Here is a 26,987-nt window from a genome sequence, read left to right on the forward strand (position 1 = left end):
GCTGACTTTCTATAATGTCCAACATCTTTGTCAAAGAATGGTTAAACATGGCACATGTGCAACATTTTTATACAAAAAAATTGCTACAACGGGTTAAATCGCGTTACAATTAGGCTGTTTAATGACTAGCGGCGGCAAAACCTTGCCTTAATCCTTGAATTATTCAACGCCATCCACATTTTTCTAAGACTAATTTAAGTAATTATCTTGAAATTAGCTATCAAAACTTATTTGTTCTCTTATTGTTCTTGATTTTTAAGACTTTATATGATTTGCTGGCTAAGGATTAGGTTTGTTGTAACTGTACAAGTTAAATGCCCTCCAAACGTAAACGGGGGGAATAATTCTATGCTGCCAATAACAGTTGCGCAGAATTAACGGTTGGGCCAATATTGGCAATATCATATCGCGTCCTTTGGTTTTTAATTATATGAGGTTTTTAAATGGCTGTTTACCAAATTAAGATTTTGGGTGGTGATTTTGAAAAAGGTAAATACGGTGACTTTTCATCCAATGAACTGCACTTAGCCCCTGCTGGCTCAAAAATAAGAAAAACAATTAAGCTAGAAGATATTGAAAGCATCGCTCCTATGACTGAAAATTCAACGGGGCTTGGAACTGCTGTCATGACTGGTTTTGTTGGTGTCGCCGTAAAAGGATTGACCGTAGGCTTAAAAGATACAACATTTACTTGTGTTATGAAAGACGGGCGCAAACTGGTTGCAACAATGCCAAGCAAAGGTTATTGGGAAATACACGCCGCGCTAATGTAAAACAAAGGGGCTATTGCGCCCCCTTATGCAATTCCGGCATTGCTGTTTCTTTTGCCTCTGCCATTGCTATTTAGACATATTATCGGGGGATAATTATGGTTGCACGGATTACCACCGTTGCCTTTCGCGGCATTGATGCTTTGCCCGTTGATGTACAGGTTATGATAGCCCCTGGTAAAATGGGTATGTCTATTGTTGGGCTTGCTGATAAGGCGGTAGCAGAAAGCCGCGAGCGTATCCAAGCGGCCCTTCATGCTAGCGGCCTTTCCATGCCTGTAAAGCGTGTAACGGTTAATCTTGCTCCTGCAGACTTGCCAAAAGAAGGCTCCCATTATGATTTACCAATCGCCATTGGCTTGATGATAAGCATGGGAGTTTTACCAAAAGATATTAGCGAACGCTATATTGCCCTTGGCGAACTATCCCTTGATGGTAGCATTGCACCTGTTAGTGGTGCTTTACCCGCAGCCATGTTTGCGGTAGCAATGGGCCGTGGGTTAATCTGCCCCCATGATTGCGGCGCAGAAGCGGCTTGGGCATCTGATGAGCTTGATATTTTAAGTCCTAAACATCTTTTACAACTCGCTAATCATTTTAAAGGCGCGCAAATATTGGTGCGCCCACAAATTCAAGCGATAACCCGACAAAATGCAATGCCCGACCTTGCCGATATTAAAGGACAAGAAGTTGCAAAACGCGCTTTGGAGGTTGCGGCAGCAGGACGGCATAATCTTTTATTCATTGGTCCTCCAGGATCGGGAAAATCAATGCTTGCAGCGCGTATGCCTTCAATTTTGCCAGCACTTGATGCAAGGGAATTTTTGGATGTATCGATGATAGCATCAATATCAGGAAGCACGCAAATACAAGGCGATAATACCGCCAATTCTTTATCCATGCAGCGCCCTTTTCGCGCGCCGCACCATTCAGCGTCCATGGCCGCCATGATCGGCGGCGGCCTAAAAGCAAAGCCTGGCGAGGTTTCACTTGCTCATAATGGGGTGCTATTCTTGGATGAATTTCCTGAATTTTCACCACAAGTACTTGATTCATTACGCCAACCTTTGGAGAGCGGTGAAAGTGTTATAGCGCGCGCTAATCATCATATTAGTTATCCAGCAAATTTTCAGTTAATTGCTGCAATGAACCCATGTCGTTGCGGCATGGCAGGAGAACCGGGGCATGTTTGCGCACGTGGCCCCCGTTGCGAAACCGATTATCAAGCCCGCATTTCTGGGCCACTTCTTGATCGCATCGATCTTCGTATTGAAGTTCCCGCACTCTCTGCTCGTGATTTAATGAAACCAGCGACACCTGAACCAAGCGAAAAGGTTGCCGCACGGGTGGCTCACGCTAGATTGCTACAGGTGAGACGTTTTCAAGCATTGGGATTACATGATATTCGTACAAATGGTGATTGTCCCGCGGCAATTATAGAAAAAATTGCTTTACTGGATAGTGGTGGCCAAGCCTTACTGCATGATATGGCGGAAAAAAAACGCCTTTCAGCACGGGCCTATCATCGCGTTTTAAAAGTTGCACGAACCATTGCTGATCTTGACAATAGTGAAAAATTAAGCCGTAAACATTTGGCCGAAGCCTTGTCTTACCGCATTGGTAATGAAAGGTTTTCTAAAGCTGCGTAAAATATGCATATAGTTTTAACGCAATTTTTGAATAAAAAATGACAAATTATTCCAACATTATGCCAGTATAGCTTATTTTTGTGACTGGAAGACATTGTAAGAATTTTTTGCAAAGACTGCACCAATCCCCCTACCCTGTCATTATTGTCAATAAAGTTTTACATAAAATCGCTTGAAAAATTTTAAGGCGACAGTGGTAGATTAAATACACCTGCCGCTTTGATATATATAAAAACTATTCTGCTGCGCTATCTGTTGGTTTTATAGCATTATGGCGACCAAAATCTGGTGCATCGATTTCTTGCCCTGCTTCAATAATACCGCGTCTTACAGCACGTGTACGAGTAAATAAATCAAAAAGAGCATCTCCATCACCCCAACGAATTGCCCGTTGCAATGACGCCAAATCTTCTGAAAAACGCCCCAACATTTCCAATATCGCATCACGATTATGCAAACAAACATCTCGCCACATAGTTGGATCAGAAGATGCAAGGCGTGTGAAATCGCGAAAACCAGAAGCCGAATAAGCTATAACTTCAGAGTTCGTAACTTTTTCCAAATCACTCGCCGTACCAACAATATTGTAAGCAATAATATGCGGCAAATGTGAAACGATGGCAAGAACCAAATCATGATGGGCTGGATCCATGCGGTCCACTTTAGAACCGCAAGCCTGCCAAAAATCACTTAGCTTTTTAATTGCGTCTTCATTGCTATGAGCAAGTGGGGTTAAAATACACCAACGATTAATAAATAGATCCGCAAAACCTGCATCAGGGCCAGAAAACTCAGTCCCAGCAATAGGATGACCAGGAATAAAATCAATATTATCAGGTAATTCTGGTTGCATTTGTGCGATAACAGATGCCTTGGTTGAGCCAACATCTGTGACTATCGCACCGGCTTTTAAATATGGCGCGATATCACGGGCAACGGCGCCCGATGCACCGACTGGCACACTGACAATGATGAGATCCGCATCTTTGACGACATCACTATTTTGCGTTGAATAGCTATCGCCAAGCTGCAATTCTTCAGCCCTTTTAAGCGTGTCGGGGCTACGTGTTGCAATCGCAATATGGTTTGCTAAACTGTTTTGCTTAATCACTCGCGCAAGCGACGAGCCGATCAAGCCGATACCGATCAGGGCAATTTTTTCAAATTTAATTTTAGGCATTGTACTACTTCAAAAATTCTTTAAGAGCGGCGACTACGCCACGATTTGCTTCCTCGGATCCAATGGAAAGGCGCAACGCGTTGGGAAATCCGTACCCCGTGACGCGGCGCAAAATATAACCATTGGCTTTAAGATAGTCATCAGCAAATGCCGCTGATTTTTCTCGGTCAGCAGGAAAATGGATCAAAAGAAAATTTGTGACGGACGGCGTTACTTTTAAACCAAGCGCCGTTAATTCATTGGTAAGCCATTCGCGCCATTGGCTGTTGAATGCAACTGATTTATGAATAAATTTACGGTCACGAATAGCCGCTGCACCTGCCTTTTGCGCAGGTGTATTAACATTAAAAGGTCCACGAACACGATCTATTGCATCAATAATATGAGCTGGCGCATACATCCAACCAATGCGCAGTGCAGCAAGTCCATAAATTTTGGAAAATGTTCTCGTCATGACAACATTATCATTATTAGCAACTAGTTCGATCCCTGCTTCATAATTTTCTTGTGTGACATATTCAGCATAAGCACCATCAAGCACTAAAAGAACATGTTTTGGAAGGCTTGCATGTAGTTCACGAATTTCAATCGCATTTAGATAAGTTCCGGTCGGATTACCAGGATTAGCGATAAACACAATTTTAGTCTTATCACTGACACAATTAATAATTGCATCAACATCAATCTTGCAATCTTTTTCAGCCGCAACAACAACCTTTGCACCTGCGGCGCGCATCTGGATATCATATACGCTAAAACCGTGTTCTGTCATGATACCTTCGTCGCCAGCACCAAGATAGGTTTGTGCTAAAAGCGTCAATAATTCATCAGAACCATTGCCAGTCATAATATTGCTGGGGTTTAAGCCATAAATTTCAGCAATGGCATCCCTTAAAATCAAGGCTTGTCCATCAGGATAAAGCTCAAGATGCCCTGCAGATTGGCGATATGCATCCAACGCACTTGGCGGCGCCCCCAAAGGTGTTTCATTGGAAGATAATTTATAAATTTTATCGGGCGCTTTAGCGCTATTTCCCTTTGAGCTACCAGGAACATAGGCAGCAATGTCCATAATACCTTTTCTAGGTTGTGGACGGTTGGCTATCGCATCAGATGTCATGGCTAAATACCCGCTCAAAGAATGATAAAATATAATCCAGCCTGTCTTTTATAACAGCTGGGAAAAAATAGCAAAGAAAATGGCATTGGAAATTATCAATAAAATTCAATATTGCGTTAGATTTTAATAATGCCAATATTGAACCGCTCAACGATTTATCAATCAATATAGGGATAGGCTAGTTTCAAGCCTTAACAAACAAGCATTAGACCCACCATCATTCTTTTAAACTTAATATATAAGCTTAAAATTGTGGTTTATAACGCAACAAAACTATACTGGTCACAAATGCGTTAGTTCATCATGATACTTGCCGATTTCCATTTATCTAATAGAATTTTTAGAATAAAGCTAATTTTTATATGTGGTTTAATCCATCCTGTTGAAATGAGGCCATAATTGTCAAACTTAGAAAATAAGTCTTTTGCTTTAAAAGCGCTTGATGGAGTAAACTTCTTTCTAGCCGATGTGCGGGACGGGCTAGGCCCTTATCTTTCAGTTTATCTCTTAACCGTAAAAGGCCCCTCGCAAGGATGGAATGAGGCTACAATTGGTCTTCTCATGACAATTGCTGGACTATGCGGGCTCTTAACATTATCACCGATCGGCTATATTATTGATAAAGTAAATGCGAAACGTACTTTACTTATCATAGCGGCTTTAATCGTCACAACTGGATGTTTGTTTCTGCCGTTCGTTTCCTCGTTTTTTATCATAACGCTTACACAATCATTCACAACAATGGCAGCAGGTGCTTTTGCTCCAGCAATTGCGGGTATATCGCTTGGCATTGTTGGGCCAAGATATTTTACCCGAAGAATAGGCCGAAACGAAGCTTTTAATCATGCCGGCAATTTCTTTTCTGCCGCATTGACTGCTATTGGCGCTCCTCTTCTTGGACCTGAGGTTGTTTTTTGGCTTATGGCTATTTTAACAATATTATCCATTATTTCAATTTTATTTCTTCCAGCCTCTTCAATTGACAAAAAGGCTCTACAAGGCATTGATGAAAGTGCGGGACCGCCACTAGAATTTAAAAAAATATTACTTGTACCATCCTTATTAATTTTTGCCTTTTTAATGGCGATATTTCATTTGGCGAATGCTGCAATGCTACCAACTTTGGGGCAATATTTAAGTAAACTTGTTGGCGCAGAACATGCAACCTCTTTGGTTGCATTATGCGCCATGGCCGCACAAATTGTCATGATACCAATCGCTTTGCTTGTCGCTGCCAAAGCAGATCTATGGGGAAGAAAAAAATTTATAATTATGGCTTTTTTCTTTTTAACCCTAAGAGGATTTTTGTATCCATTATGGGAAAATGTCTATTGGCTATTTTTTGTACAACTTTTAGATGGCGTAGGCGCTGGAATTTTGGGGGCGATACTTCCAGTGGTTATCGCCGATATTATGTGGGGTAAAGGCAATTATAATTCAGCTCAAGGTGTTGTTGCTTTTATACAAGGCGTTGGTGCAGCTTTAAGTACAAGTTTGGCTGGCGGTATTATTGTAAAATTTGGCTATGTAGAAGCTTTTTTAACGCTTGGCTCAATTGCCTTGATAGGTCTCATTATCGCATATGTTTTTATGCCAGAAACAAAGAAAAACAATGGAATAGAATGAGATCAACCATTGCTGCCATATTTTAAATGATTGTCACCTAAAAGTCTTGCTAGTAAACTCACTTGCTCATTTCCAACATGCAAGTTAATTCAAAAAATAAAGGCGCTTTACCTTATGATAAAGCGCCTTTAAATATTATGCTATGAAAAGAAGGTTAAAGGTCAAGAACCAAACGTTCTGGATCTTCTAGGCTTTCTTTAATGCGTACGAGGAATGTCACAGCTTCTGCACCATCAACAATACGGTGATCATAAGAAACAGCCAAATACATCATTGGACGAATAACCACTTGGCCATTAACCGCAATTGGACGCTCTTTAATAGCATGCATACCAAGAATTGCTGATTGTGGTGCATTGATGATTGGCGTTGACATGAGTGAGCCGTAAATACCACCATTGGTGATGGTAAATGTGCCACCGCGCATATCAGCAATACCTAGCTTGCTATCGCGTGCCAAACGGCCAAGACGACCAATTTCTTTTTCAATTTGTGCAATTGACATTTGGTCGGCATCGCGTACCACAGGCACAACAAGACCCTTATCAGTACCTACTGCAATACCGACATGGGCATAGTTTTTGTAGATAATATCTGTGCCATCAATTTCGGCATTGATTGCTGGAACTTCCTTAAGGGCGTGACAAACGGCCTTGGTGAAGAAGCCCATAAAGCCAAGCTTAACGCCATGTTTTTTCTCAAATACATCGCGGTAACGCTTACGCAATTCCATAACAGCGCTCATATCCACTTCGTTGAAAGTGGTAAGCATTGCCGCAGTATTTTGTACTTCCTTCAAACGCTTAGCAATTGTTTGGCGCAATTTGGTCATGCGTACACGTTCTTCACGTGATTCATCATCTGGCGCAGATGCTGCGCGTGGTGCGGCAACAACTGGTGCACTAGCAGCAGCGCTAGGCTTTGACAATGCATCTAGAACATCACCCTTAAGCACTTGACCGCGCTTGCCTGAACCATCAACTTGGCTTGCTGACAAGTTATTTTCAGCCATAAGCTTAGCTGCCGATGGTGCGGGTGGAGTAGATGAAGAAGCTGGCGTAACTGTTGGAGCAGCTGGGGCGGCTGGTGCAGGAGCTGCAGCTTCAACCTTAGGAGCAGCAGGTGCGCTACCTTCTGCGCCTTCAATCAAAGTACCAAGCAAAGCACCAACTTCAACAGTGTCGCCTTCTTTTGCCAAAATATCACCAAGCTTGCCGCTTGCAGGAGCTGGTACGTCAACGGTTACCTTATCAGTTTCAAGCTCAACAAGTGGCTCATCAGCGCTAACTGATTCACCAGGTTGCTTATACCATTTGCCGATTGTTGCTTCGGTAACAGATTCACCCAATGTGGGAACACGAATTTCAGTTGCCATAATTACATTCCATTAGACTTAAGTTTCGGGAAGTCTATCTTGGCAAAAGCTAAGATAGACTTGAAATTAATATTTAAACAAGCGCATCCTCAAGGAAGGCTGCAAGTTGTTCAAGGTGTTTCGACATTAAGCCCGTTGCTGGTGAAGCAGAGGCAGAACGGCCGGCATAACGAGCACGCGGATATTTTGCATCAATATGAGCAAGTACCCATTCAATATAAGGCTCAACAAATGACCAAGCCCCCATATTTTTAGGTTCTTCTTGGCACCAAACAATCTCAGCGTTGCGGAAGCGTGATAAGACATTTACCAAGGCTTTTGCAGGGAACGGATAGATCTGTTCGACGCGAAGCAAGTAAACATCGTTAAGGCCGCGCTTTTCGCGTTCTTCATAAAGGTCATAATAAACCTTACCTGAACAAATCACCACGCGGCGGATATTAGCATCCTTTTGCAATTCGATTGGTTGATCTTTCAAATATTGCGCATCATCAAGCAATAAGCGGTGGAAGCTAGTATCTGGACCAAGTTCGCTTAGGCTTGAAACAGCACGCTTATGGCGCAACAATGATTTAGGTGTCATAAGCACTAATGGCTTGCGGAAATCACGCTTCATTTGGCGGCGTAAAATGTGGAAGTAATTGGCAGGTGTTGTACAATTGGCAACCTGCATATTATCTTCAGCACAAAGTTGCAAATAACGCTCAAGACGGGCAGATGAATGCTCAGGGCCTTGGCCTTCATAGCCATGGGGGAGCAAGCAAACAAGACCAGACATTCTTAACCATTTACTCTCACCAGAAGAAATAAATTGGTCGAACACAACCTGCGCGCCATTAGCAAAATCGCCAAATTGACCTTCCCAAAGGGTTAAGCCACGTGGCTCAGCAAGCGAGTAGCCATATTCAAAGCCCAAAACTGCTTCTTCCGATAACATGGAGTTAATCGGCTCATAAATAGCTTGGCCTCTTTGCAAATGATTAAGCGGGATGTAGCGATTTTCAGTATTTTGGTCATATAAAACCGAATGACGCTGGGAGAATGTGCCACGTTCAACATCTTCACCCGAAAGACGGATTGGATTACCTTCGGTTACCAAAGTACCAAATGCCAAAGCTTCAGCAGTTGCCCAATCAATACCTTCGCCTGTTTCAATCATCTTAGTGCGATTATCAAGGAAGCGTTGAATGGTGCGGTGAACTTGAAAACCTTCTGGAATTTCAACAAGCTTGCTGCCGATTTCTTTCAAGGTTTTTACCGCAACGCCGGTTGCACCGCGACGCTGTTCATCAGCATTATCAGCAGCACGTAGTCCTGTCCAAGCACCATCAAGCCAATCGGCTTTATTAGGCTTATAGGTAGAACCTGCTTCAAATTCGATTTCAAGCTTATCACGCCATTTTTGACGTTGGGCTTCAAATTCTTCAGCTGTCAACAAACCTTCGCCGATTAGGCGGTCGGCATAAAGCTGAGTTGTGGTTTTATGGCCGCGAATTGCCTTATACATTAATGGCTGTGTGAATGATGGTTCATCACCTTCATTATGGCCGTAACGGCGATAGCAGAACAAATCTAAGACGACAGGCTTATGGAAAATCTGTCTAAATTCAGTAACCACTTTAGCCGCAAAAACCACAGCTTCTGGATCGTCACCATTAACGTGTAGAATTGGCGCCTCGATCATCTTTGCAACATCTGATGGATATGGCGAAGAACGTGAGTAACGAGGATTAGTGGTAAAGCCAATCTGGTTATTAATGATAACGTGGATTGAACCAGCAACACGATAACCTTTCAAACCTGAAAGGCCGAATGTTTCTTGGATAACACCTTGACCAGCAAAAGCTGCATCACCATGAATGAGAAGAGGCATAACTTTTGCTCTCTCACTCAATGGAATTAGATCGGTACGGGTTGGGCCTACTAATTGATCTTGCTTGGCGCGGGTTTTACCAATAACGACAGGATCAACAATTTCCAAATGAGATGGATTAGGCAAAAGTGACAAATGCACTTTATTGCCATCAAATTCGCGGTCTGATGAGGTACCAAGGTGATATTTCACATCGCCTGAGCCTGCAACATCATCTGGCTTATAAGAACCGCCCTTAAATTCGTGGAAAATAGCGCGATGTGGCTTTGACAAGGTTTGGGTCAAAACATTCAAACGACCACGATGCGCCATACCAAAGGTGATTTCTTGAACGCCCATAGCGCCGCCGCGCTTGATGATTTGTTCAAGAGCTGGGATAAGAGCTTCACCGCCATCAAGGCCGAAGCGCTTAGTCCCTTTATATTTCACATCAAGGAATTGCTCAAAGCCTTCAGCTTCGATGAGCTTGTTTAAGATTGCCTTTTTACCTTCAGGCGTAAAGGCGATTTCCTTGTGAGGGCCTTCAAGGCGTTCTTGAATCCATGCTTTTTGAGCAGGATCAGAAATATGCATGAACTCTACACCAATGGTCGAGCAATAGGTGCGATTCAAAATTTCCAACATTTGTGGAATGGTTGCATATTCAAGACCTAAAACATTATCGATAAAAATCTTGCGATTAAAATCGTCTTTGGTGAAACCATAAGTTTCAGGTGCAAGTTCATTATAATCTTCAACCGGCTCGGCAAGTTGCAATGGATCAAGCTTGGCATGGAGATGGCCACGCATGCGATAAGCACGGATCATCATGATAGCACGCACGCTGTCACGCGCGGCATTGACTAATTGTTCTTGCGTTAAAGCTGCAACGGCTTCGCCTTTTTCATTTTTGGCGCTACCTGCGGCAGATTTACTCTTGAGCTTATCGCTCATATGTTGCTCAACACTGGCCCAATTACCGTCAAGTGCTGAAACAAGCTCGCCTGTCGCTTTAAGCGGCCAGTTCGTCCGCTGCCATGAAGCGCCTGCTGCATTTTTCTCGACATCATTTTTATCATCATGAAGAGTGCTAAAAAATTCTTGCCATTGAGGATCAACTGAACCCGGGTCTTTTTCATATTGTGCATAAAGCTGATCAATGTAATCAGCATTACCACCATCTAGAAAAGAGGTAAGGGCCAAAAGATCATTTGCCTGTTCTTGCCTTGCCATTTATTTTACGGAAAAAAATTCCGTCTCCTTGAAAGGGCTGGCTATAATTGTCATTATAGACCAGAGCTTATAAAACTTAATCAGTTCAATACTATTTTTTGTAAATTTGCCTTGACTTCTTATATAGGCTCTAAAAAAACAAAAAATAGCCGTTAAACTCGTTTTCTCTTTATTATATTTTGGGTAGCATGATACGGCTTTTATAAGTATTGGCTTTTACCATCATACAAATTCAACCTGTATTTCGCCGCCCAATCCATCGCCTATTATGCCCACCTTCTCCAAATAATTTTTCATTTCATTAGGAAATAAAATCGTTAGGAAATCTCCCGAACATAAAATGCGAAATGTGTTTTAGCACATTTAAAATTAGTGAGGCTAAGTTCATTATTTTATGCAGTTATACTGCCAAGCCAAGCTCCAAACCTTGACCATGTCATTTGCATTTATGTTTATATAAATGCTATTTTACATAAAGCTCGGTTTTATGGTGCATTGACAATAATAATTTAGCTTTTATGGAGTGGCGAAACGCCACCCCAAATCGTAAAGTTAAAATGCCCAGAAAAATATCTAGACACTTTAGAAAGTTTAGCCCTTAAGCAAATCTGCCAAGGTTTTACCAATGCGTGCTGGTGAATCTGTAATTTTAATACCTGCAGATTCCATTGCAGCAATCTTGTCTTCAGCGCCGCCTTTACCGCCAGAAATAACCGCACCGGCATGACCCATGGTGCGTCCTGGAGGTGCTGTGCGTCCTGCAATAAAGCCGACCATAGGCTTTTTACGGCCTTTTTTAGCTTCATCCTTAAGGAATTGTGCGGCATCTTCTTCAGCGCTACCACCAATTTCACCAATCATCACGATTGACTTGGTTTCATCATCAGCTAGGAACATTTCAAGCATATCGATGAATTCGGTGCCCTTAACTGGATCACCACCAATACCAACAGCAGTTGTTTGGCCAAGGCCTTCTTGCGAAGTTTGGAAAACAGCTTCATAGGTAAGGGTACCTGAGCGCGAAACAACGCCAACGGAACCTTTTTGGAAGATTGAACCAGGCATAATGCCGATCTTGCACTGATCAGGAGTTAAAACGCCTGGGCAGTTAGGTCCAAGAAGGCGTGATTTTGACTTATCAAGACGGGCTTTAACCCGTACCATGTCAAGAACAGGAATGCCTTCAGTAATACAGACGATCAAGCCAATTTCAGCTTCAATCGCTTCGATAATTGCATCAGCAGCACCTGCTGGTGGCACATAGATTACTGATGCATCAGCACCAGTTTTTTCTTTACCTTCAGCAACACTGGTGAAGATTGGCAATTCTTGACCGCTCGTTGCAGTCCAAACTTCACCACCCTTTTTAGGGTGAATACCGCCAACCATCTGGGTGCCATGATAAGCAAGGGCTTGTTCGGTGTGGAATGTACCAGTTTTACCGGTGAGACCTTGAACGAGAACTTTGGTGTCTCTTGTAACAAGAATGGACATAGCTTAGGCTCCCTTCACCGCAGCAACAATTTTTTGAGCTGCGTCATCAAGATCATCGGCAGAAATAACGTTCAAGCCACTTTCATTGATAATTTTCTTGCCGGCTTCAACATTGGTACCTTCAAGGCGCACAACGAGTGGCACTTGCAAACCAACTTCTTTCACTGCAGCGCAAACGCCTTCTGCAATAATATCACAGCGCATAATCCCGCCGAAAATATTAACCAAAATACCTTTTACATTTGGATCAGTTGTAATGATCTTAAAGGCTGCTGTTACTTTTTCTTTTGAAGCGCCGCCGCCAACATCTAAGAAGTTTGCAGGTTCTGCACCATAAAGCTTGATAATATCCATGGTTGCCATAGCAAGGCCGGCACCATTGACCATGCAGCCAATATTGCCATCAAGAGCAACATAAGCAAGGTCATATTTCGATGCTTCAATTTCCTTTGGATCTTCTTCAGTTGTATCACGCAAGGCTAGAATATCAGCATGACGGAACAAAGCATTATTATCAAAGGAAACCTTGGCATCAAGCACACGTACATGACCATCGGTCATAACGATAAGTGGATTGATTTCCAAAAGACTCATGTCTTTTTCAGTGAAGGCTTTATAAAGAATTGGGAAAAGTTTAATCCCATCTTCACGTGCATCACCTTCAAGCTTCAACGCATCAGCAAGCTTGTTAGCATCATCTGCTGTTACGCCTGTATCTGGATTAATCGCAACAGTGACAATCTTTTCAGGTGTTTCTTCAGCAACGGCTTCAATATCCATGCCACCTTCAGTTGAAACAACAAAGGCCACTTGGCCAACGGTACGATCAACCAAAATAGACAAATAAAGTTCGCGTGAAATGTCAGCGCCGTCTTCGATGTAAAGGCGGTTTACCTGCTTACCAGCAGGACCTGTCTGCTTGGTAACAAGCGTATTGCCAAGCATTTCCTTGACATTGCTAACCACTTCTTCAATGGAATGGGCAAGGCGTACGCCACCCTTGGCATCAGGCCCTAATTCCTTGAATTTACCTTTACCGCGGCCACCAGCATGGATCTGGCTTTTTACAACGTAAAGCGGCCCAGGCAATTTCTTTGCCCATTCTTCAGCCTGCTCAGCAGAATAAACAGCAACACCATTGGCAATAGGCGCACCATATTCATGAAGAAGCCGTTTGGCCTGATATTCATGGATATCCATATCTAATCCTTCTTTGGTTGAAAGCGTGTAGATCCGAGCTAATAAAAGCCCGGATCAATTTCTTATTTTAAGCTAGGTGCAATGGTTGCACAGGCTTCACAAAGCCCCTTAACCGCGTTAACAGACTTGTCAAATGCTTGCTTGTCTTCGCTGTTAAGCTCAATTTCAATGACGCGTTCAACGCCGCCAGCACCTAGAACTACTGGTACGCCAACATAAACATCATCAAGCCCATATTGGCCAGAAAGATGTGCAGCAACTGGAAGAACGCGTTTTTTGTCTTTAAGATATGATTCAGCCATAGCAATTGCTGATGCAGCTGGAGCATAAAAGGCTGAGCCAGTCTTTAAAAGCGCAACGATTTCGGCGCCACCATCACGGGTGCGCTGAATGATCTGATCAAGTTTTTCTTGAGTTGTCCAACCCATTTTAACAAGATCAGGCAAAGGAATACCGGCAACGGTTGAATAGCGCGCAAGCGGCACCATAGAATCACCATGACCGCCAAGAACGAATGCAGTTACATCTTCGACCGACACGTTAAATTCTTCTGCCAAGAAATAACGGAAGCGCGAAGAATCAAGAACACCCGCCATACCAACAACCTTATTAGCTGGAAGGCCAGAGAATTTTTGCAATGCCCAAACCATCGCATCTAGCGGATTTGTAATACAAATAACAAATGCATTTGGTGCATATTGCTTAATGCCGGCACCGACTTGTTCCATAACTTTAAGATTGATACCAAGAAGGTCATCGCGGCTCATACCAGGCTTACGAGGAACGCCAGCGGTTACGATAACAACATCGGCACCCTCAATAGCAGCATAATCATTTGCGCCCTTGAAATGTGCGTCAAAACCATCAACCGGTGAGGATTCTGCGATATCAAGTCCTTTTCCCTGCGGAACACCTTCTGCAATATCAAAAAGAACAACGTCACCAAGTTCCTTTAGGCCGATCATATGGGCAAGTGTGCCACCAATCATACCTGATCCGATTAATGCGATTTTATTGCGTGCCATTTTGGTTTCTTCCTCAAACTTTGTATGAGCTAAATGCTCAATGCTATTAACCAAAGGTTTCCTCAAATCCCGAATACTGTCAAATTGCTAAACTAAAAAGCCTATAGACTCGACGTTTATTCACCTGTCAGCTTCTCACGAATGATGAACCCAGAATTATGGTATCATCATGAAGTTTTCATGATATATCCAAATTCATCTTTAATGCTTAATATGACCAGGGCATAATCGCACCTATTATTTTTAAAAAGTCATAATAAAAGCATCATAATAATCGTGAAAAAGACCGACATAAAATTCTATAGGTTATATTTGGATAAAACACAACTATTTATTAGGATTACAATAAAAACAATATGTTACATGCTTTGCAGTTTACGTAAACGTAATATTTTTACCTTATTTGGAACCATATATTTTTTTTATTGATTCAGGTATTTTTGGTTTATAATCACTTTTAAGTGTTTATTATTTTAAGAGCCAATTATTTTGTCGCAATGAATATTGTTTTTTAATTTTTGCAGCCTTACCATCAAAAACAATTTTACAAAAAGAATAAATTTTGAAAATTGCATAACATAAGTTGCTAAATTTAATTCAATTTCTATATATTTAATTTAAAAATGTTATATCTATATCCGGTCTTTTTAACCATTGGGGCACATCTTACAAGGCTGACTAGTAAAGATAGCTCGGTTGTGATAAAAATGGCTCAAGCACTTGTCCGCAAATTGGGATAATATATCACATTTATTTATGATATGAATTGATAATACTGAAAATACTTAGGAGACTATCATGGCAGAGGCTGCCCGTACAACTATTGACGAAACGGAAGTTGAGCGTTTTTCGCGTATTGCGGCCGAGTGGTGGAACCCTGAAGGCAAGTTTCGCCCTTTACATAAATTCAACCCGACACGTCTTGCCTATATAAAGGAAAAGCTTTGCTTAGCATTTGATCGTGATCCTTTGGCGGCCCTACCATTAGAGGGGTTGCGCATTTTAGATATTGGTTGCGGTGGAGGACTGTTATGCGAGCCTTTAGCACGTCTTGGTGCTTATGTTGTCGGGGCGGATGCTTCTGCAACAAATATTGAGGTCGCTAAAATTCATGCCGAGCAAAGTGGTGTCAAGGTTGATTATAGAGCGACAACAGCAGAGGATTTAGCCGCAGCCGGTGAAAAATTTGACTGTGTTTTGAATATGGAAGTAGTCGAACATGTAGCCGATGTAACTTTGTTCATGGAAGCCTGCTCTACCATGGTAAAGCCGCAGGGGCTGATGTTTGTTGCAACGATAAATCGCACCCTAAAAGCTTGGGCTCTGGTTATTATTGGTGCAGAATATGTATTACGCTGGCTACCAAAAGGCACGCATAGCTATGATAAGTTTTTGCGCCCCGAAGAGCTTAAAAAGCATCTTGGCTGCAACGGACTATCGGTTATTGACGAGCTAGGAATTTCTTATAATCCAATAAAAGATAGCTGGAATCGTTCACGAGATATGGACGCCAATTATATGCTTTTAGCGCGGCGTTTAAAGTAGTAACTTATTCAGGATTTGGCGTTTAAGCCGCAATATGTGTTGTATTTTAGCTATGGCGTTAGATATATAATTAAAATTAAATAGCTTGAGCATATTGGCTAAAGCCTATGCTTAAAAGTCGTGTAAAGGGGTCTTCTTTGCCTAATATCGAGCAAGTTATACGCCATGCGTTAGAAAAAATTGATACACAGAATAGTGAGTTACGCGAACAAGTTTATCGCGCTGTGTGGGAAAGTCATGAAAGAACGATTGTTGAAGATTCTCAGTTAAGCGACGAGGATCGAAACGCATTGCGAAATATGCTTATTTCACTCATCCAGACAATCGAAGAAGAGTATAATCAAGCTTCTGCATCAACTTCTACCAAGCAAGCCATTGATGCAGCCTTTGATGCTGAAGTTTTTGAAGATACAAGACCGCAAGCCGATAATAGGCTTGATGACGCAAATCGCATGGTTGATGATATTGAAAATGGTATTTTACAAGAAGTAGATGAAAAAGCCAATCAAGATAAATTAAGCAGTATAGGCCCTGAAGAATTAGGATTTGCACCATCTGGTGGTCACGCATCACGACCGCAAAAGCACCACAGCTGGTGGCGCTCTAACCTTGTTTTGATGATATTATTAGTATTATTGGTTTTAGTGGCATGGTCGTTTTATAAAAGTCTTACTGCGATTAATCGACCTGACGGTGCTAGCCCCGAAACATCCATTCCACCTGCAACCATTGGCGATCAAAATCAAATGGCCCAGAGCGAGGGTTGGATCACTGTTTTTGATCCAACTCGAATTAGTGATTTCTCAGTTCAAGGAAGCGCTGAAGCACAAATTAAAGGCGAAGGAAATAATCGGGCTTTACGCTTTAAAAGCAATAGCCTTGATGATAAAGTGGTCATTAATATTAGTAGCGGCGTAATTGAGCAATTACGTGGTAAACTTGTTACTTTTAATGTGATTGCACGCAGTGCTAATGATACAACCGCGCAACTTGCAATCACTTGTCAGTTTGGTTCGGATGATGGTTGCGGTAAGCTCATTTTTAATTTACCTCAAACACGAGATGATTTTCTGTTCTCTGCCGAAATCCCGCAAAATTTCAATCAAGATGGTCAACTCTTTTTACAAAGTGCGTTACTAGGCCCTGAATATGAAATTGATATATTTGCTGTTCGAGTTCACATTGAAAAATAAGCAGCTATAATTCCAATACAAAAACCCAAATGTATTTTTAATTACGATAAAGTTTACTCGTATAATGAAAGGAAATAGGAATGACGCAGACCAGTGCAGTTGATGAAGCATTGATTGAAACCGTTGTGCGAAATTTCTACGATCGGGTGCGGGCAGATGAATTATTAGGGCCTATTTTTGAAGAAAAAATCAAAAATTGGGAACCGCATTTACAGCAAATGTTTGCTTTCTGGTCGGCGGTTATGCTGCATAGTGGCCGCTATGAAGGACGGCCAATGCCTAAACATGTAGTTCTTGATATTGATGCCCAGCATTTTGACCATTGGCTTGATATTTTTAGGCAAACGGTCGATGATCTATGCCTACCTAATGATGCTGAAATCTTCAAACAAAAAGCAGGTCACATAGCTAAAAGCCTTGAAATGGGAGTTGCCCATTTCAATGGCGCTTCCACCATGAATGGTGAACGCTATTACCGCAATAAAAACTAATATAATTTTTGTTATGTGGTGTTTGGGCAATAGTTATAAATGTAAGATTGACGACGTTTTTTAAACTAAATCAATCTTTAGTTTATGATATTCGCATCCATGTAATATTTCCATAAATGGCATAAAACCGATTAGCTAACCAAGATATTCAACCTTGTTTTTGTTGATAAAAATGGCAAAAGGCGCAGCATGTCACGCTCGCTCAGAGCGATGCAACCTTGGGTTCCAGAATAATTTGGTTTTGCCAAATGAAAAAATATCGCACTGCCACAATTTTGGCGGCGTGGTCGCAAATTGTAGTCCAGAATGAAACCAACATTATAAAGACAGTCTTGGCGCAGCATGGTTTCACAACTTGCAGGATAGGGCAATTTAACCGGGCGGTTATAATTACGGTCATTAACCGCATCGCACCAGCCATCATTTTTTCGAACTTTTTTAATAGGCACAAGACATATTGGCAATATACGCCTTGTTGGTTTTTGATAGCCTTTAATAATGCGCATTTTTGCAATGGGTGTTTTTCCATCACTCTCGCGCTTTAAGGCTGTCATGCCATTTTTACCGATAGCGCATTGAAAACTAAATCTACCGGCACGTAAAATTGCTCTATTTTTACCCATTGGGCTTGGACGCACGTCAACATTGTGCAAAAAACGGTGTTTTAAATTGCATTTTCGTCGTTTCATCACGTTTTTCATCACTTCAACACTTGCAAGGACCTGTAATTATGTGAAGAATACATCATAAAATAATAAGGTAACAATGGCTATAATTGCCTTGATAAGGATTAGCATATGAGTGGTCGTACAATTTTAGTTATTGATGATGATGATGACCTACGCGGAATTTTGGTTGAACAATTGCAAATGCATGAAGAATTCACCGTTTTTCAAGAAGATAAAGCGCTTCCAGCCATAGAACGCGCTAAAAAAGACGACCTTGATTTAGTCATTATGGATGTTGGCTTGCCTGATCTTGATGGTCGTGAAGCGGTAAAACAAATGCGCCAAAACGGTTTTCGTGCTCCCATCATCATGCTAACTGGCCATGACACTGATTCTGACACGATTCTTGGCCTTGAAGCTGGTGCTAATGATTATGTCACCAAGCCATTCCGTTTTGCAGTATTGCTTGCTCGTATTCGCGCACAATTGCGCCAACATGAGCAGAGCGAAGATGCAACTTTTCAGGTTGGCCCTTATATTTTTAAACCTGGGCAAAAATTGCTTATTGATGAAAAAGGCGTCAAAATCCGCTTAACCGAAAAAGAAGCAGCGATCATTAAATATCTTTATCGCGCTGGCGAAAAAATCATTAGCCGCGATACACTGCTTGAGGAAGTCTGGGGCTATAATTCAGGTGTTACCACCCATACGCTGGAAACCCATGTTTATCGCTTGCGCCAAAAGATTGAGAAAGACCCCTCCAACGCGCAGCTTTTGGTAACTGATAGCGGTGGTTATCGCCTTGTTCCTTAAGTTTATATAAAGCTATTTGCGCGGCCCCTATTGCCGTGCAATAAATGTCGCGCAAATAGCAATAGGCTTAAAACAAATAAGGGGTAGATTTATCCGCTCACTTGGCAAGAAATGCCTTATAGATTAACCTTAAGCAAAAATATCTAACATAAGCTCTGACAAAATGCCGTTTAAGATATAAAATGCAATGACGTTAAAGCTATTATTAGCTATTAGAGATTAAATATTAGCAATTAATGGTTGAATATTATTCTATAGCCAATAGGGTAAAATCTACCATGGATGTGGATGCAGGCTTAATCGCTTTTGCAAATTATGTTGGAGAGGAACTCTTTTGAATTTGGTAAGTGGCCATGTCGGTTGAAGAAGAATTGCTAATTTTAAAGCAACTTGGTTTTTTTCAATGCTTTACGGATGAGCAATTGCGTCTTGTTGCCTTTGGAGCCGAGCGAGTTCAGTTTCGCACGGGCCGCGAATTGTTTCGCGAGAATCAGCCAGCAGACAGCGCATTCATTCTGATATCAGGACAAATTGACCTTTACCAAATGGGAAATGAGGGGCCAATCCTCGTTCATAATGTTATGCCCGGCTCAATGATTGGCGAACTTAGCCTTATTTGTAAAATGAAGCGTTCGGTGAGCGCAGTTGCTGCAGAAGATGGCACCGCCTTACGGGTTAGCCGCGGTATTTTTAGACGTATTCTGGACGAATATCCGCAGGCTGCCAAATTGCTTTTTGAACACTTAAGTAATGATTTCCATCACATGGTTGAAAAACTGAGCAATACGCAAATAACCAAAGATTAGTGGTTTGCTTTGACCATTGCGCAGGTTGTTATAGTTTTAATCTAACACTAATCAGCAATCTATAAGGTTAAAAATTCATGGATTCATTTTGGGTATTTGGCTATGGCTCTCTCATGTGGAATCCGGGATTTACCTTTGAAGAAGCCAAGTTATGCCGCCTTTATGGCTATCATCGCAGCTTTTGTATCTATTCTACTCATTACCGCGGCACCGTTGAGCAACCCGGTCTCGTCCTCGGCCTAAAAAAAGGTGGGTCTTGTCTTGGCCTTGGATTTAAAATTGCCAAAGAACATGCCAAAGAAACCTATGATTATCTCATTGAACGTGAGCAGGTAACGAGTGTTTATAAGGAAAAGCATTTAAATTTACATTTTAACGATCACAGCCTTGGTCATGGCCTTGCATTTATTGCCGATCCTTCACACAAACAATATGCTGAAAACTTAGATTTAAATGCAATGGTTGACGTCATTAGTAAGGCAACAGGTATTGCTGGCAAAAATACCGATTATGCTCTTAATACAGTCGAGCATTTGCAAAAAATCGGTATTCATGACCGCCAACTTTTAAAAATTGCGGCGCAATTGACCCAAACATAACTTGAACCACGTCTATTTCTCGTTAGACGCAACCCATATTTCAACAAAAAACCTCTCCATCAACTGGGATGGAAAGGTTGTAAATAAAATCATAAACACATAATTTATTTAAAAGCCGCAGCAAGCGCGCACATAGGACAGCATGTTATTAATCGGCATGAATAGTCTTATGATTATTCGCGCTCGATTCATTTTGTAAGACTGCTGCAGCCTTTACCGCTTCTTGAACCTTTTCAAAAGCACGCACTTCAATTTGTCGTACACGCTCGCGGCTAATATTAAACTCTGCTGACAATTCTTCCAAAGTCATCGGATCTTCAGCCAAACGGCGCGCACTAAAGATACGCTTTTCACGATCATTAAGACCAGCCATAGCACTTTCAAGCATTGCACGGCGATTCTCAAGCTCGTCTTGTTCTATCAAGGTTTGTTCTTGCGATGTTGAATCATCAACGAGCCAATCCTGCCATTCGCCGCCCTCTCCTTCGCTTGCCCGAATCGGCGCATTTAAAGAAGCGTCACCCGAAAGACGCTGATTCATAGATACAACTTCTTCTTCAGAAACATTAAGCCGCGTAGCAATTTCCTTAACCTGATCTGGCTTCAAATCACCGTCATCAAGCGCTTGGATTTTACTTTTCATTTTGCGTAAATTGAAGAATAACCGCTTTTGATTAGCCGTTGTTCCCATCTTAACAAGGCTCCATGAGCGCAAGACATATTCTTGAATGGAGGCTTTTACCCACCACATAGCATAAGTGGCTAGACGAAAACCGCGCTCCGGTTCAAAGCGCTTTACCGCTTGCATGAGCCCGACATTGCCTTCAGATATGACTTCACCAATGGGCAATCCATAACCGCGATAGCCCATAGCGATTTTGGCCACCAAGCGCAAATGACTGGTTACCAATTGATGCGCAGCCTTTGGATCTCCATGCTCGGCATAGCGCTTGGCCAGCATATATTCTTCCTTAGGCTCAAGCATAGGAAAGCGACGAATTTCTTGCAGATAACGGCTAAGACCACCGTCACCGGCGGTAATAGATGGTAGTGAATGGGTTGACTGGGCCAAAATTGCACCCTCCGCTGTTATGGCTCCCAATATGGCAAGCCTTTGGCATGATCTTTCTATTAACGACCAATGTAGTTTCAGTTAAACGACCAATTTAGGCGAAAAAACGAACAAAGATAAAATTTTTTGGCTAAATGACTTGCCACACATATAAACATGATAGGCACTTTTAAAATTACATCATGTATCTCTTAGCAATCGATATAATCACCAATTAAGAACGGTTTATTACAGAGCATCATTTTCAACATAAAGATACTAACATGGTTTTGATTAAAAGAAGGGGCGATTTCTACTAATCACAAAGATATGAACACAAGGTAGCCCATAGATATAATAGTGATCTCATCATTTTCAATAGAAGCTAATTATTAAAAAATTTTAATAATATATTTTAATATATAGATTTTCAGATTAGCTACCAATTCAAATAATTTTGAAAAACGTCTAACATAAAAATGAATTTGCTTATTACTGGTTTTCCCCTACTATAACAGAAAAAGAGGGAATTATGTTACCACGCGGATCAGCTCTTGCACCATTTAAAACCATTGCATTTCGCAATTTGTGGTCGGCCACACTCGTCTCCAATCTTGGTGGCTTGGTGCAAACTGTTGGTGCTGGTTGGCTTATGGTATCAATTACCAATTCGCATTCTATGGTTGGGCTTGTTCAAAGTGCGACGACCCTACCCATCATGATTTTTTCGCTGATGGCTGGTGCTTTAGCCGATAATTTCAATCGTCGCCAAATCATGATAACTGCGCAGAGCTTAATGATGCTAGTGTCCATTTTACTAGCATTTTTAACCTTTATGGATTGGATTACTCCATGGATGTTGATTGGCTTTACCTTTCTAATTGGTTGTGGCGGTGCACTTTACAATCCGCCATGGCAGGCAACGGTTGGTGATATTGTGCCGCGCAATGATATACCAGCAGCCGTTACGTTAAACAGTGTTGGCTTTAACCTTATGCGCTCGGTTGGGCCTGCAATTGGTGGTTTAATTGTTGCGGCATGGGGTGGTGCTGCAGCGTTTATATTCAACGCATTTAGCTATATTCCGCTCATTGGTGCGCTATTTTTTTGGAAACCGGTTTATCAAAAGCCAGCTCTACCGCGTGAGCGTTTGGTCGGTGCAATGTCTGATGGCTTACGTTATGTTTTAATGTCGCCCCACCTCATTAACATTATGATACGCTCTTTCATGTTTGGCATTGGAGCGATTTCCATTTTAGCACTTTTGCCAATTATAGCCAAAAACATGCTGAACGGTAATGCGCTTTCCTATGGTAGCATGCTTGGCTTCTTTGGTATTGGTGCAATTATCGCTGGCATATTCAATTCGCGCATCAGGGCGCATTTTCGTAGCGAAAGCATTGTAAAAATTGCCTTTATTGGTTTTGCATTTTCCTGCATTTGCTTGAGTTTAAGCACCTCACTCATCATTAGCCACATAGTTCTTTTGCCAGCTGGCATGTGCTGGGTTCTTGCGCTTTCGCTTTTCAATATATCTGTGCAACTTTCAACTCCACGTTGGGTAGTTGCGCGCGCATTAGCGCTTTATCAAACTGCTTCTTTTGGCGGTATGGCGGTTGGTAGCTGGTTATGGGGCAATATTGCCGATCATTATGGCACGATGATTGCTCTCATCATTTGTGGTCTATTTCTTTTGCTTGGTGCAATCGCTGGCGTTAGGTTTGCCATTCATGAAATTGGCGATATTGACCTTGCCCCGTCTAACCTATTTCGCGAGCCTGAATTACGCCTTGATTTAAAAGCCCGTAGCGGGCCGATCATGATTATGATTGATTACAATATCAGCGAAGAAAATGAAGAAGCATTTTTGATTGCAATGGAAGAGCGAAGACGCATTCGCCTGCGCGATGGCGCTCGGCACTGGACATTAATGCGCGATCTAGAAAACCCCGAATTATGGACAGAATCCTATCATATGCCCACATGGGTTGACTATTTGCGCCATAATCAACGCCGCATTAAATCCGATGTTGAAATAATTGAAGTGTTAAGCAAACTTAATAAAAATGGTGAACGACCAAAAGTGCATCGCATGATAGAGCGACAAGCCGTACCACCAGCGCACGAGCTTCACATCAAGCCACCCCATGACTTATAGTGAGCATAGTTAAATTTTTGTCGATATTTTTAAAACCGCGGGTTTGAGAGCTTGCAATTTGAAGATTATACGAGTTCATTTAGTCGACCAAACCAGCTAAAGACCTAACGCGCCAGACATAGCGTCAAAAATATATTTTAGCGTGAAAGACTAAAGCCATTAACAGCACTTAAAAATGCGTCAATGGCTTTATCTTGAAAAACATGTTTAAGCAGCTGCACGCTCGGCAGAAATAGCGTCGATAATCATATCAACCACCTGCTCAACGAGACCAAGATTATCACCTTCCGCCATAACCCTTATAAGCGGCTCTGTCCCTGATGGGCGAATAACGAGGCGACCATTTTTCCCGAGTTTTTCATTACCATCACGGATCGCTGCTTGCACATTTTCGCTTTCAAGCGGCTTGCCACCACTAATGCGAATATTTTTAAGCAATTGCGGTACTGGCTCAAATTTATGGCAAAGCTTGCTCATTGGCTTATTGGAACCTTGTAAGCAGCCAAGCACTTGTAATGCGCTAACAAGACCATCGCCCGTAGTACCATAATCAGATAAAACAATATGGCCTGATTGCTCGCCGCCAACATTAAATCCATGATTGCGCATATGTTCAACCACATAGCGGTCGCCAACCTTGGTACGAGCAAGGGTTAAGCCTTTACCACCCAAAAACCGTTCCAAACCAAGATTAGACATTACAGTTGCGACAACACCGCCACCGCGCAAATCGCCATTATTATACCAGCTTTCGGCAATAACGGCCATAAGCTGATCACCATCAATAACCTGACCGTTTTCATCTACCATCAATACCCGATCACCATCACCATCAAGCGCAATACCAGCGTCGGCGCGCACTTCATGCACTTTTTTGATTAAGGAAATAGGATGGGTTGAGCCGCAGTCTTCATTAATATTAAAACCATCGGGTTCATCATGAATAGTAACAACCTCAGCGCCAAGCTCCCAAAGAGCAAGCGGTGCGGCTTTATAAGCAGCACCATTAGCGCAATCAACAACAATACGTAAACCTTCAAGGCGCACATCACGCGGCATTGTGCGTTTTGCATATTCAATATAGCGATAAATATCACCTTCAACACGTTTAGCGCGGCCAATTTCACGAGAGCCAGCTAAAAATGATGTCATATCACTTTCAATAAGATCCTCAATCTTCTCTTCCCACGCATCGGAAAGTTTAAAACCATCACGCGTAAAAAGCTTAATGCCATTATCGGCATAATGATTATGGGAGGCGGAAATCATCACACCAATATCGGCCCGCATAGAGCGACAAAGCATGGCGACAGCAGGGGTTGGAATTGGTCCTAATAAAAAGACATCGACACCAGCAGCAGTAAAACCAGCCACTAAGGCATTTTCAAGCATATAGCCGGAAAGCCTTGTATCCTTGCCAATAACAACACGATTTTTATAACCAGAACGGCGAAATAAAATACCGACTGCCATACCGATTTTCATCGCAATTTCAGGTGTCATCGGGAAGCTATTGGCCTTGCCACGCATTCCGTCTGTGCCAAAATATTTTCTAGCCATGCTGTCACTTTCATCACAAGGCGTGTAATTAATGCAATTTACACTTTTATTTCGCAATTTGCATACATGATTAGAAACTATCCTGCAAATGCTGAAAGCAATAATATAATAGCCAAGTTAATTTTTTGAAAATAGCATATAAGTTTAATCTTACATCATATAAAGTCTTGCTCGAAGTTAATCGCTCCTTAAGCAAATAACATAGGCTGTTGATAATTCCTCTGTATCAGCATTGAAAAATAGTTCAATATCATGAATAACTCACTTTAATAAAATTGCCATTTTAGCACAATCCTTATAAAAGTTTCGTTGTATGTTCCATTCAGATAATCGCGATGACAATATTATGTTGTTAATCTAAAGAGATTAGGTCTACCTTGCAGCGCTACTACTTATTGTCAAGCGGGTAACCTGCTCTAACTTGGTGTAATGCCCAAACACAAAACTTGATTCAAATTTTGCTAAAAATGCTTTAAATTATGACTCGTCAAGATTGATTTTTTCAACTCTACTCTTAACCAATTCTATAGGTAAATTAATGCTCAATTTTAGCTCTGATTATCTAGAAGGCGCTCATCCGCTTATTTTAGAAAACCTTATGAAAACCAATATGGAAAAAACTAACGGCTATGGCCTTGATCCTTACTGTGAAAAAGCCAAGCAAAAAATAAGGGATATTTGTCAATGCCCCGATGCAGAAGTTCATTTTCTTGTTGGCGGCACGCAAACCAATGCAACAGTGATCAAGGGTATTTTACATTATTATGAAGGGGTTATTGCAGCTGAAACGGGCCATATTGCCACCCACGAAGCCGGCGCCATTGAGGCTGGCGGTCATAAAATTCTAACTTTACCCCATGAAAACGGCAAAATTAGTGCAAAATCTGTCAGTGATTTTATGGATGTCTTCAATAAGGATGGCAATAATGCCCATATGGTAAGGCCAGGAATGGTTTATATTTCCCACCCTACTGAATATGGCGGTCTTTATAGCGCTAAAGAATTGCAAGATCTGCATAATATCTGCCAACAGCATAATATCCCGCTTTTTCTTGATGGCGCTCGTTTGGGCTATGGACTAGCTGCGAGACATACCGATGTCACTTTGGAAGTGATTGCGCAATATTGTGATGTTTTTTATATTGGTGGTACTAAGGTTGGTGCATTATTTGGTGAAGCTATCGTTATTCCGAAAAAGGGCTTGGTTAAGCACTTCTTTACCTTCATTAAGCAGCAAGGCGCTTTACTTGCCAAAGGGCGCGTTCTTGGTATCCAGTTTGATACTTTATTCAGTGATAATCTTTATTTAAACCTTGGCAAACATGCAATCGATATGGCCGAAAAGCTCAAAAAAGGCTTTACTGATAAAAATTATCGCTTTTTTTATCAATCGCCAACCAATCAGCAATTCATCATTCTTGAAAATGATAAAATGGCCGAATTGGCTAAAAAAGTAATCTTCAGCTTTTGGGAAACCTATGACGATAGTCATACAGTGGTACGCTTTGCCACCAGTTGGGCAACCAACGAAGCCGACATTGATCAATTACTCGCTATTATATAGGGTTAGGACTATTAA

Annotated in this window: 21 protein-coding genes; 11 read left to right on the plus strand and 10 right to left on the minus strand. The window is 41.8% G+C overall.

Annotation, left to right across the window (positions count from 1 at the left end; translation table 11 throughout):
• The first annotated feature begins 443 nt into the window (after positions 1 to 443).
• Positions 444 to 773 carry a hypothetical protein gene (locus N5852_RS12625; protein ID WP_262098119.1) on the plus strand — a complete coding sequence of 110 codons (330 nt, stop codon included), beginning with the start codon at positions 444 to 446 and terminating at the stop codon, positions 771 to 773.
• Between the two features lie 95 nt (positions 774 to 868).
• Positions 869 to 2,419: a YifB family Mg chelatase-like AAA ATPase gene (locus tag N5852_RS12630; RefSeq protein ID WP_262098120.1), complete on the plus strand. Its 1,551-nt coding sequence runs from the start codon at positions 869 to 871 to the stop codon at positions 2,417 to 2,419.
• 235 nt (positions 2,420 to 2,654) lie between these two features.
• On the opposite strand, the gene N5852_RS12635 is transcribed toward N5852_RS12630, so the two are convergent.
• Entirely contained in the window at positions 2,655 to 3,599 is a 945-nt protein-coding gene (locus N5852_RS12635; protein ID WP_262098121.1) for a prephenate/arogenate dehydrogenase family protein, read from the minus strand.
• Positions 3,600 to 3,603: 4 nt separating this feature from the next.
• Positions 3,604 to 4,719: a histidinol-phosphate transaminase gene (gene hisC, locus N5852_RS12640; protein ID WP_262098122.1), complete on the minus strand. Its 1,116-nt coding sequence runs from the start codon at positions 4,717 to 4,719 to the stop codon at positions 3,604 to 3,606.
• 399 nt (positions 4,720 to 5,118) lie between these two features.
• Here hisC and N5852_RS12645 point away from each other — a divergent pair, with 399 nt between their 5' ends.
• A complete protein-coding gene (locus N5852_RS12645) occupies positions 5,119 to 6,345 on the plus strand; it encodes an MFS transporter (RefSeq protein ID WP_262098123.1) in 1,227 nt (408 codons plus the stop codon).
• Positions 6,346 to 6,499: 154 nt separating this feature from the next.
• On the opposite strand, the gene odhB is transcribed toward N5852_RS12645, so the two are convergent.
• The 5 genes from odhB to mdh all read right to left on the minus strand — a co-directional run bounded on the left by odhB (position 6,500) and on the right by mdh (position 14,524).
• Complete coding sequence (gene odhB, locus N5852_RS12650; RefSeq protein WP_262098124.1) at positions 6,500 to 7,720, minus strand: 2-oxoglutarate dehydrogenase complex dihydrolipoyllysine-residue succinyltransferase; 1,221 nt, start codon at positions 7,718 to 7,720, stop codon at positions 6,500 to 6,502.
• Between the two features lie 73 nt (positions 7,721 to 7,793).
• Positions 7,794 to 10,805 (minus strand): 2-oxoglutarate dehydrogenase E1 component, encoded by a 3,012-nt coding sequence (locus N5852_RS12655; protein ID WP_262098125.1) that lies wholly within the window; start codon positions 10,803 to 10,805, stop codon positions 7,794 to 7,796.
• Positions 10,806 to 11,396: 591 nt separating this feature from the next.
• Positions 11,397 to 12,299: a succinate--CoA ligase subunit alpha gene (gene sucD, locus N5852_RS12660; protein WP_182417744.1), complete on the minus strand. Its 903-nt coding sequence runs from the start codon at positions 12,297 to 12,299 to the stop codon at positions 11,397 to 11,399.
• Positions 12,300 to 12,302: 3 nt separating this feature from the next.
• Complete coding sequence (gene sucC / locus N5852_RS12665) at positions 12,303 to 13,499, minus strand: ADP-forming succinate--CoA ligase subunit beta (protein WP_262098126.1); 1,197 nt, start codon at positions 13,497 to 13,499, stop codon at positions 12,303 to 12,305.
• A gap of 62 nt (positions 13,500 to 13,561) precedes the next feature.
• Complete coding sequence (gene mdh / locus N5852_RS12670; protein WP_182417742.1) at positions 13,562 to 14,524, minus strand: malate dehydrogenase; 963 nt, start codon at positions 14,522 to 14,524, stop codon at positions 13,562 to 13,564.
• Positions 14,525 to 15,322: 798 nt separating this feature from the next.
• On the opposite strand from mdh, the gene ubiG reads away from it, so the two are divergent.
• The 3 genes from ubiG to N5852_RS12685 all read left to right on the plus strand — a co-directional run bounded on the left by ubiG (position 15,323) and on the right by N5852_RS12685 (position 17,753).
• Positions 15,323 to 16,069: a bifunctional 2-polyprenyl-6-hydroxyphenol methylase/3-demethylubiquinol 3-O-methyltransferase UbiG gene (ubiG, locus tag N5852_RS12675; protein ID WP_262098127.1), complete on the plus strand. Its 747-nt coding sequence runs from the start codon at positions 15,323 to 15,325 to the stop codon at positions 16,067 to 16,069.
• Between the two features lie 107 nt (positions 16,070 to 16,176).
• Complete coding sequence (locus tag N5852_RS12680) at positions 16,177 to 17,262, plus strand: hypothetical protein (protein ID WP_262098128.1); 1,086 nt, start codon at positions 16,177 to 16,179, stop codon at positions 17,260 to 17,262.
• Between the two features lie 80 nt (positions 17,263 to 17,342).
• The gene (locus N5852_RS12685; RefSeq protein ID WP_262098129.1) at positions 17,343 to 17,753 is read left to right on the plus strand and encodes a group III truncated hemoglobin; all 411 of its coding nucleotides are present in this window, start codon (positions 17,343 to 17,345) and stop codon (positions 17,751 to 17,753) included.
• 131 nt (positions 17,754 to 17,884) lie between these two features.
• On the opposite strand, the gene N5852_RS12690 is transcribed toward N5852_RS12685, so the two are convergent.
• A complete protein-coding gene (locus tag N5852_RS12690) occupies positions 17,885 to 18,442 on the minus strand; it encodes a L,D-transpeptidase family protein (protein ID WP_262098130.1) in 558 nt (185 codons plus the stop codon).
• A 108-nt stretch (positions 18,443 to 18,550) separates the two neighbouring features.
• Between N5852_RS12690 and N5852_RS12695 the strand changes: the two genes are divergently transcribed.
• The 3 genes from N5852_RS12695 to N5852_RS12705 all read left to right on the plus strand — a co-directional run bounded on the left by N5852_RS12695 (position 18,551) and on the right by N5852_RS12705 (position 20,639).
• Positions 18,551 to 19,234, plus strand: coding sequence for a response regulator transcription factor (locus tag N5852_RS12695; RefSeq protein WP_262098131.1), 684 nt, complete (start codon positions 18,551 to 18,553; stop codon positions 19,232 to 19,234).
• Between the two features lie 353 nt (positions 19,235 to 19,587).
• Positions 19,588 to 20,040: a cyclic nucleotide-binding domain-containing protein gene (locus N5852_RS12700; RefSeq protein WP_262098132.1), complete on the plus strand. Its 453-nt coding sequence runs from the start codon at positions 19,588 to 19,590 to the stop codon at positions 20,038 to 20,040.
• Between the two features lie 77 nt (positions 20,041 to 20,117).
• The gene (locus N5852_RS12705; protein ID WP_262098133.1) at positions 20,118 to 20,639 is read left to right on the plus strand and encodes a gamma-glutamylcyclotransferase; all 522 of its coding nucleotides are present in this window, start codon (positions 20,118 to 20,120) and stop codon (positions 20,637 to 20,639) included.
• A 148-nt stretch (positions 20,640 to 20,787) separates the two neighbouring features.
• Here N5852_RS12705 and rpoH read toward each other — a convergent pair whose 3' ends face one another.
• Positions 20,788 to 21,711, minus strand: a complete 924-nt coding sequence (gene rpoH, locus N5852_RS12710; RefSeq protein ID WP_262098134.1) for an RNA polymerase sigma factor RpoH — start codon at positions 21,709 to 21,711, stop codon at positions 20,788 to 20,790.
• A gap of 511 nt (positions 21,712 to 22,222) precedes the next feature.
• Between rpoH and N5852_RS12715 the strand changes: the two genes are divergently transcribed.
• A complete protein-coding gene (locus N5852_RS12715) occupies positions 22,223 to 23,848 on the plus strand; it encodes an MFS transporter (RefSeq protein ID WP_262098135.1) in 1,626 nt (541 codons plus the stop codon).
• 207 nt (positions 23,849 to 24,055) lie between these two features.
• On the opposite strand, the gene glmM is transcribed toward N5852_RS12715, so the two are convergent.
• Positions 24,056 to 25,408, minus strand: coding sequence for a phosphoglucosamine mutase (gene glmM, locus N5852_RS12720; RefSeq protein ID WP_262098136.1), 1,353 nt, complete (start codon positions 25,406 to 25,408; stop codon positions 24,056 to 24,058).
• A gap of 538 nt (positions 25,409 to 25,946) precedes the next feature.
• On the opposite strand from glmM, the gene N5852_RS12725 reads away from it, so the two are divergent.
• Entirely contained in the window at positions 25,947 to 26,972 is a 1,026-nt protein-coding gene (locus N5852_RS12725) for a threonine aldolase family protein (protein ID WP_262098137.1), read from the plus strand.
• Positions 26,973 to 26,987: the final 15 nt, after the last annotated feature.

Source organism: Bartonella sp. HY328 (genome assembly GCF_025449335.1).
GTDB lineage: Bacteria > Pseudomonadota > Alphaproteobacteria > Rhizobiales > Rhizobiaceae > HY038.

Excerpts from the sequence above, each read along its gene's own strand:
- N5852_RS12625 (WP_262098119.1), top strand. The coding sequence starts at position 444 with ATGGCTGTTTACCAAATTAAGATTTTGGGTGGTGATTTTGAAAAAGGT.
- N5852_RS12630 (WP_262098120.1), top strand. The coding sequence starts at position 869 with ATGGTTGCACGGATTACCACCGTTGCCTTTCGCGGCATTGATGCTTTG.
- N5852_RS12635 (WP_262098121.1), bottom strand. The coding sequence starts at position 3,599 with ATGCCTAAAATTAAATTTGAAAAAATTGCCCTGATCGGTATCGGCTTG.
- hisC (WP_262098122.1), bottom strand. The coding sequence starts at position 4,719 with ATGACATCTGATGCGATAGCCAACCGTCCACAACCTAGAAAAGGTATT.
- odhB (WP_262098124.1), bottom strand. The coding sequence starts at position 7,720 with ATGGCAACTGAAATTCGTGTTCCCACATTGGGTGAATCTGTTACCGAA.
- N5852_RS12655 (WP_262098125.1), bottom strand. The coding sequence starts at position 10,805 with ATGGCAAGGCAAGAACAGGCAAATGATCTTTTGGCCCTTACCTCTTTT.
- sucD (WP_182417744.1), bottom strand. The coding sequence starts at position 12,299 with ATGTCCATTCTTGTTACAAGAGACACCAAAGTTCTCGTTCAAGGTCTC.
- sucC (WP_262098126.1), bottom strand. The coding sequence starts at position 13,499 with ATGGATATCCATGAATATCAGGCCAAACGGCTTCTTCATGAATATGGT.
- mdh (WP_182417742.1), bottom strand. The coding sequence starts at position 14,524 with ATGGCACGCAATAAAATCGCATTAATCGGATCAGGTATGATTGGTGGC.
- ubiG (WP_262098127.1), top strand. The coding sequence starts at position 15,323 with ATGGCAGAGGCTGCCCGTACAACTATTGACGAAACGGAAGTTGAGCGT.
- N5852_RS12680 (WP_262098128.1), top strand. The coding sequence starts at position 16,177 with ATGCTTAAAAGTCGTGTAAAGGGGTCTTCTTTGCCTAATATCGAGCAA.
- N5852_RS12685 (WP_262098129.1), top strand. The coding sequence starts at position 17,343 with ATGACGCAGACCAGTGCAGTTGATGAAGCATTGATTGAAACCGTTGTG.
- N5852_RS12690 (WP_262098130.1), bottom strand. The coding sequence starts at position 18,442 with ATGAAACGACGAAAATGCAATTTAAAACACCGTTTTTTGCACAATGTT.
- N5852_RS12695 (WP_262098131.1), top strand. The coding sequence starts at position 18,551 with ATGAGTGGTCGTACAATTTTAGTTATTGATGATGATGATGACCTACGC.
- N5852_RS12700 (WP_262098132.1), top strand. The coding sequence starts at position 19,588 with ATGTCGGTTGAAGAAGAATTGCTAATTTTAAAGCAACTTGGTTTTTTT.
- N5852_RS12705 (WP_262098133.1), top strand. The coding sequence starts at position 20,118 with ATGGATTCATTTTGGGTATTTGGCTATGGCTCTCTCATGTGGAATCCG.
- N5852_RS12715 (WP_262098135.1), top strand. The coding sequence starts at position 22,223 with ATGTTACCACGCGGATCAGCTCTTGCACCATTTAAAACCATTGCATTT.
- glmM (WP_262098136.1), bottom strand. The coding sequence starts at position 25,408 with ATGGCTAGAAAATATTTTGGCACAGACGGAATGCGTGGCAAGGCCAAT.
- N5852_RS12725 (WP_262098137.1), top strand. The coding sequence starts at position 25,947 with ATGCTCAATTTTAGCTCTGATTATCTAGAAGGCGCTCATCCGCTTATT.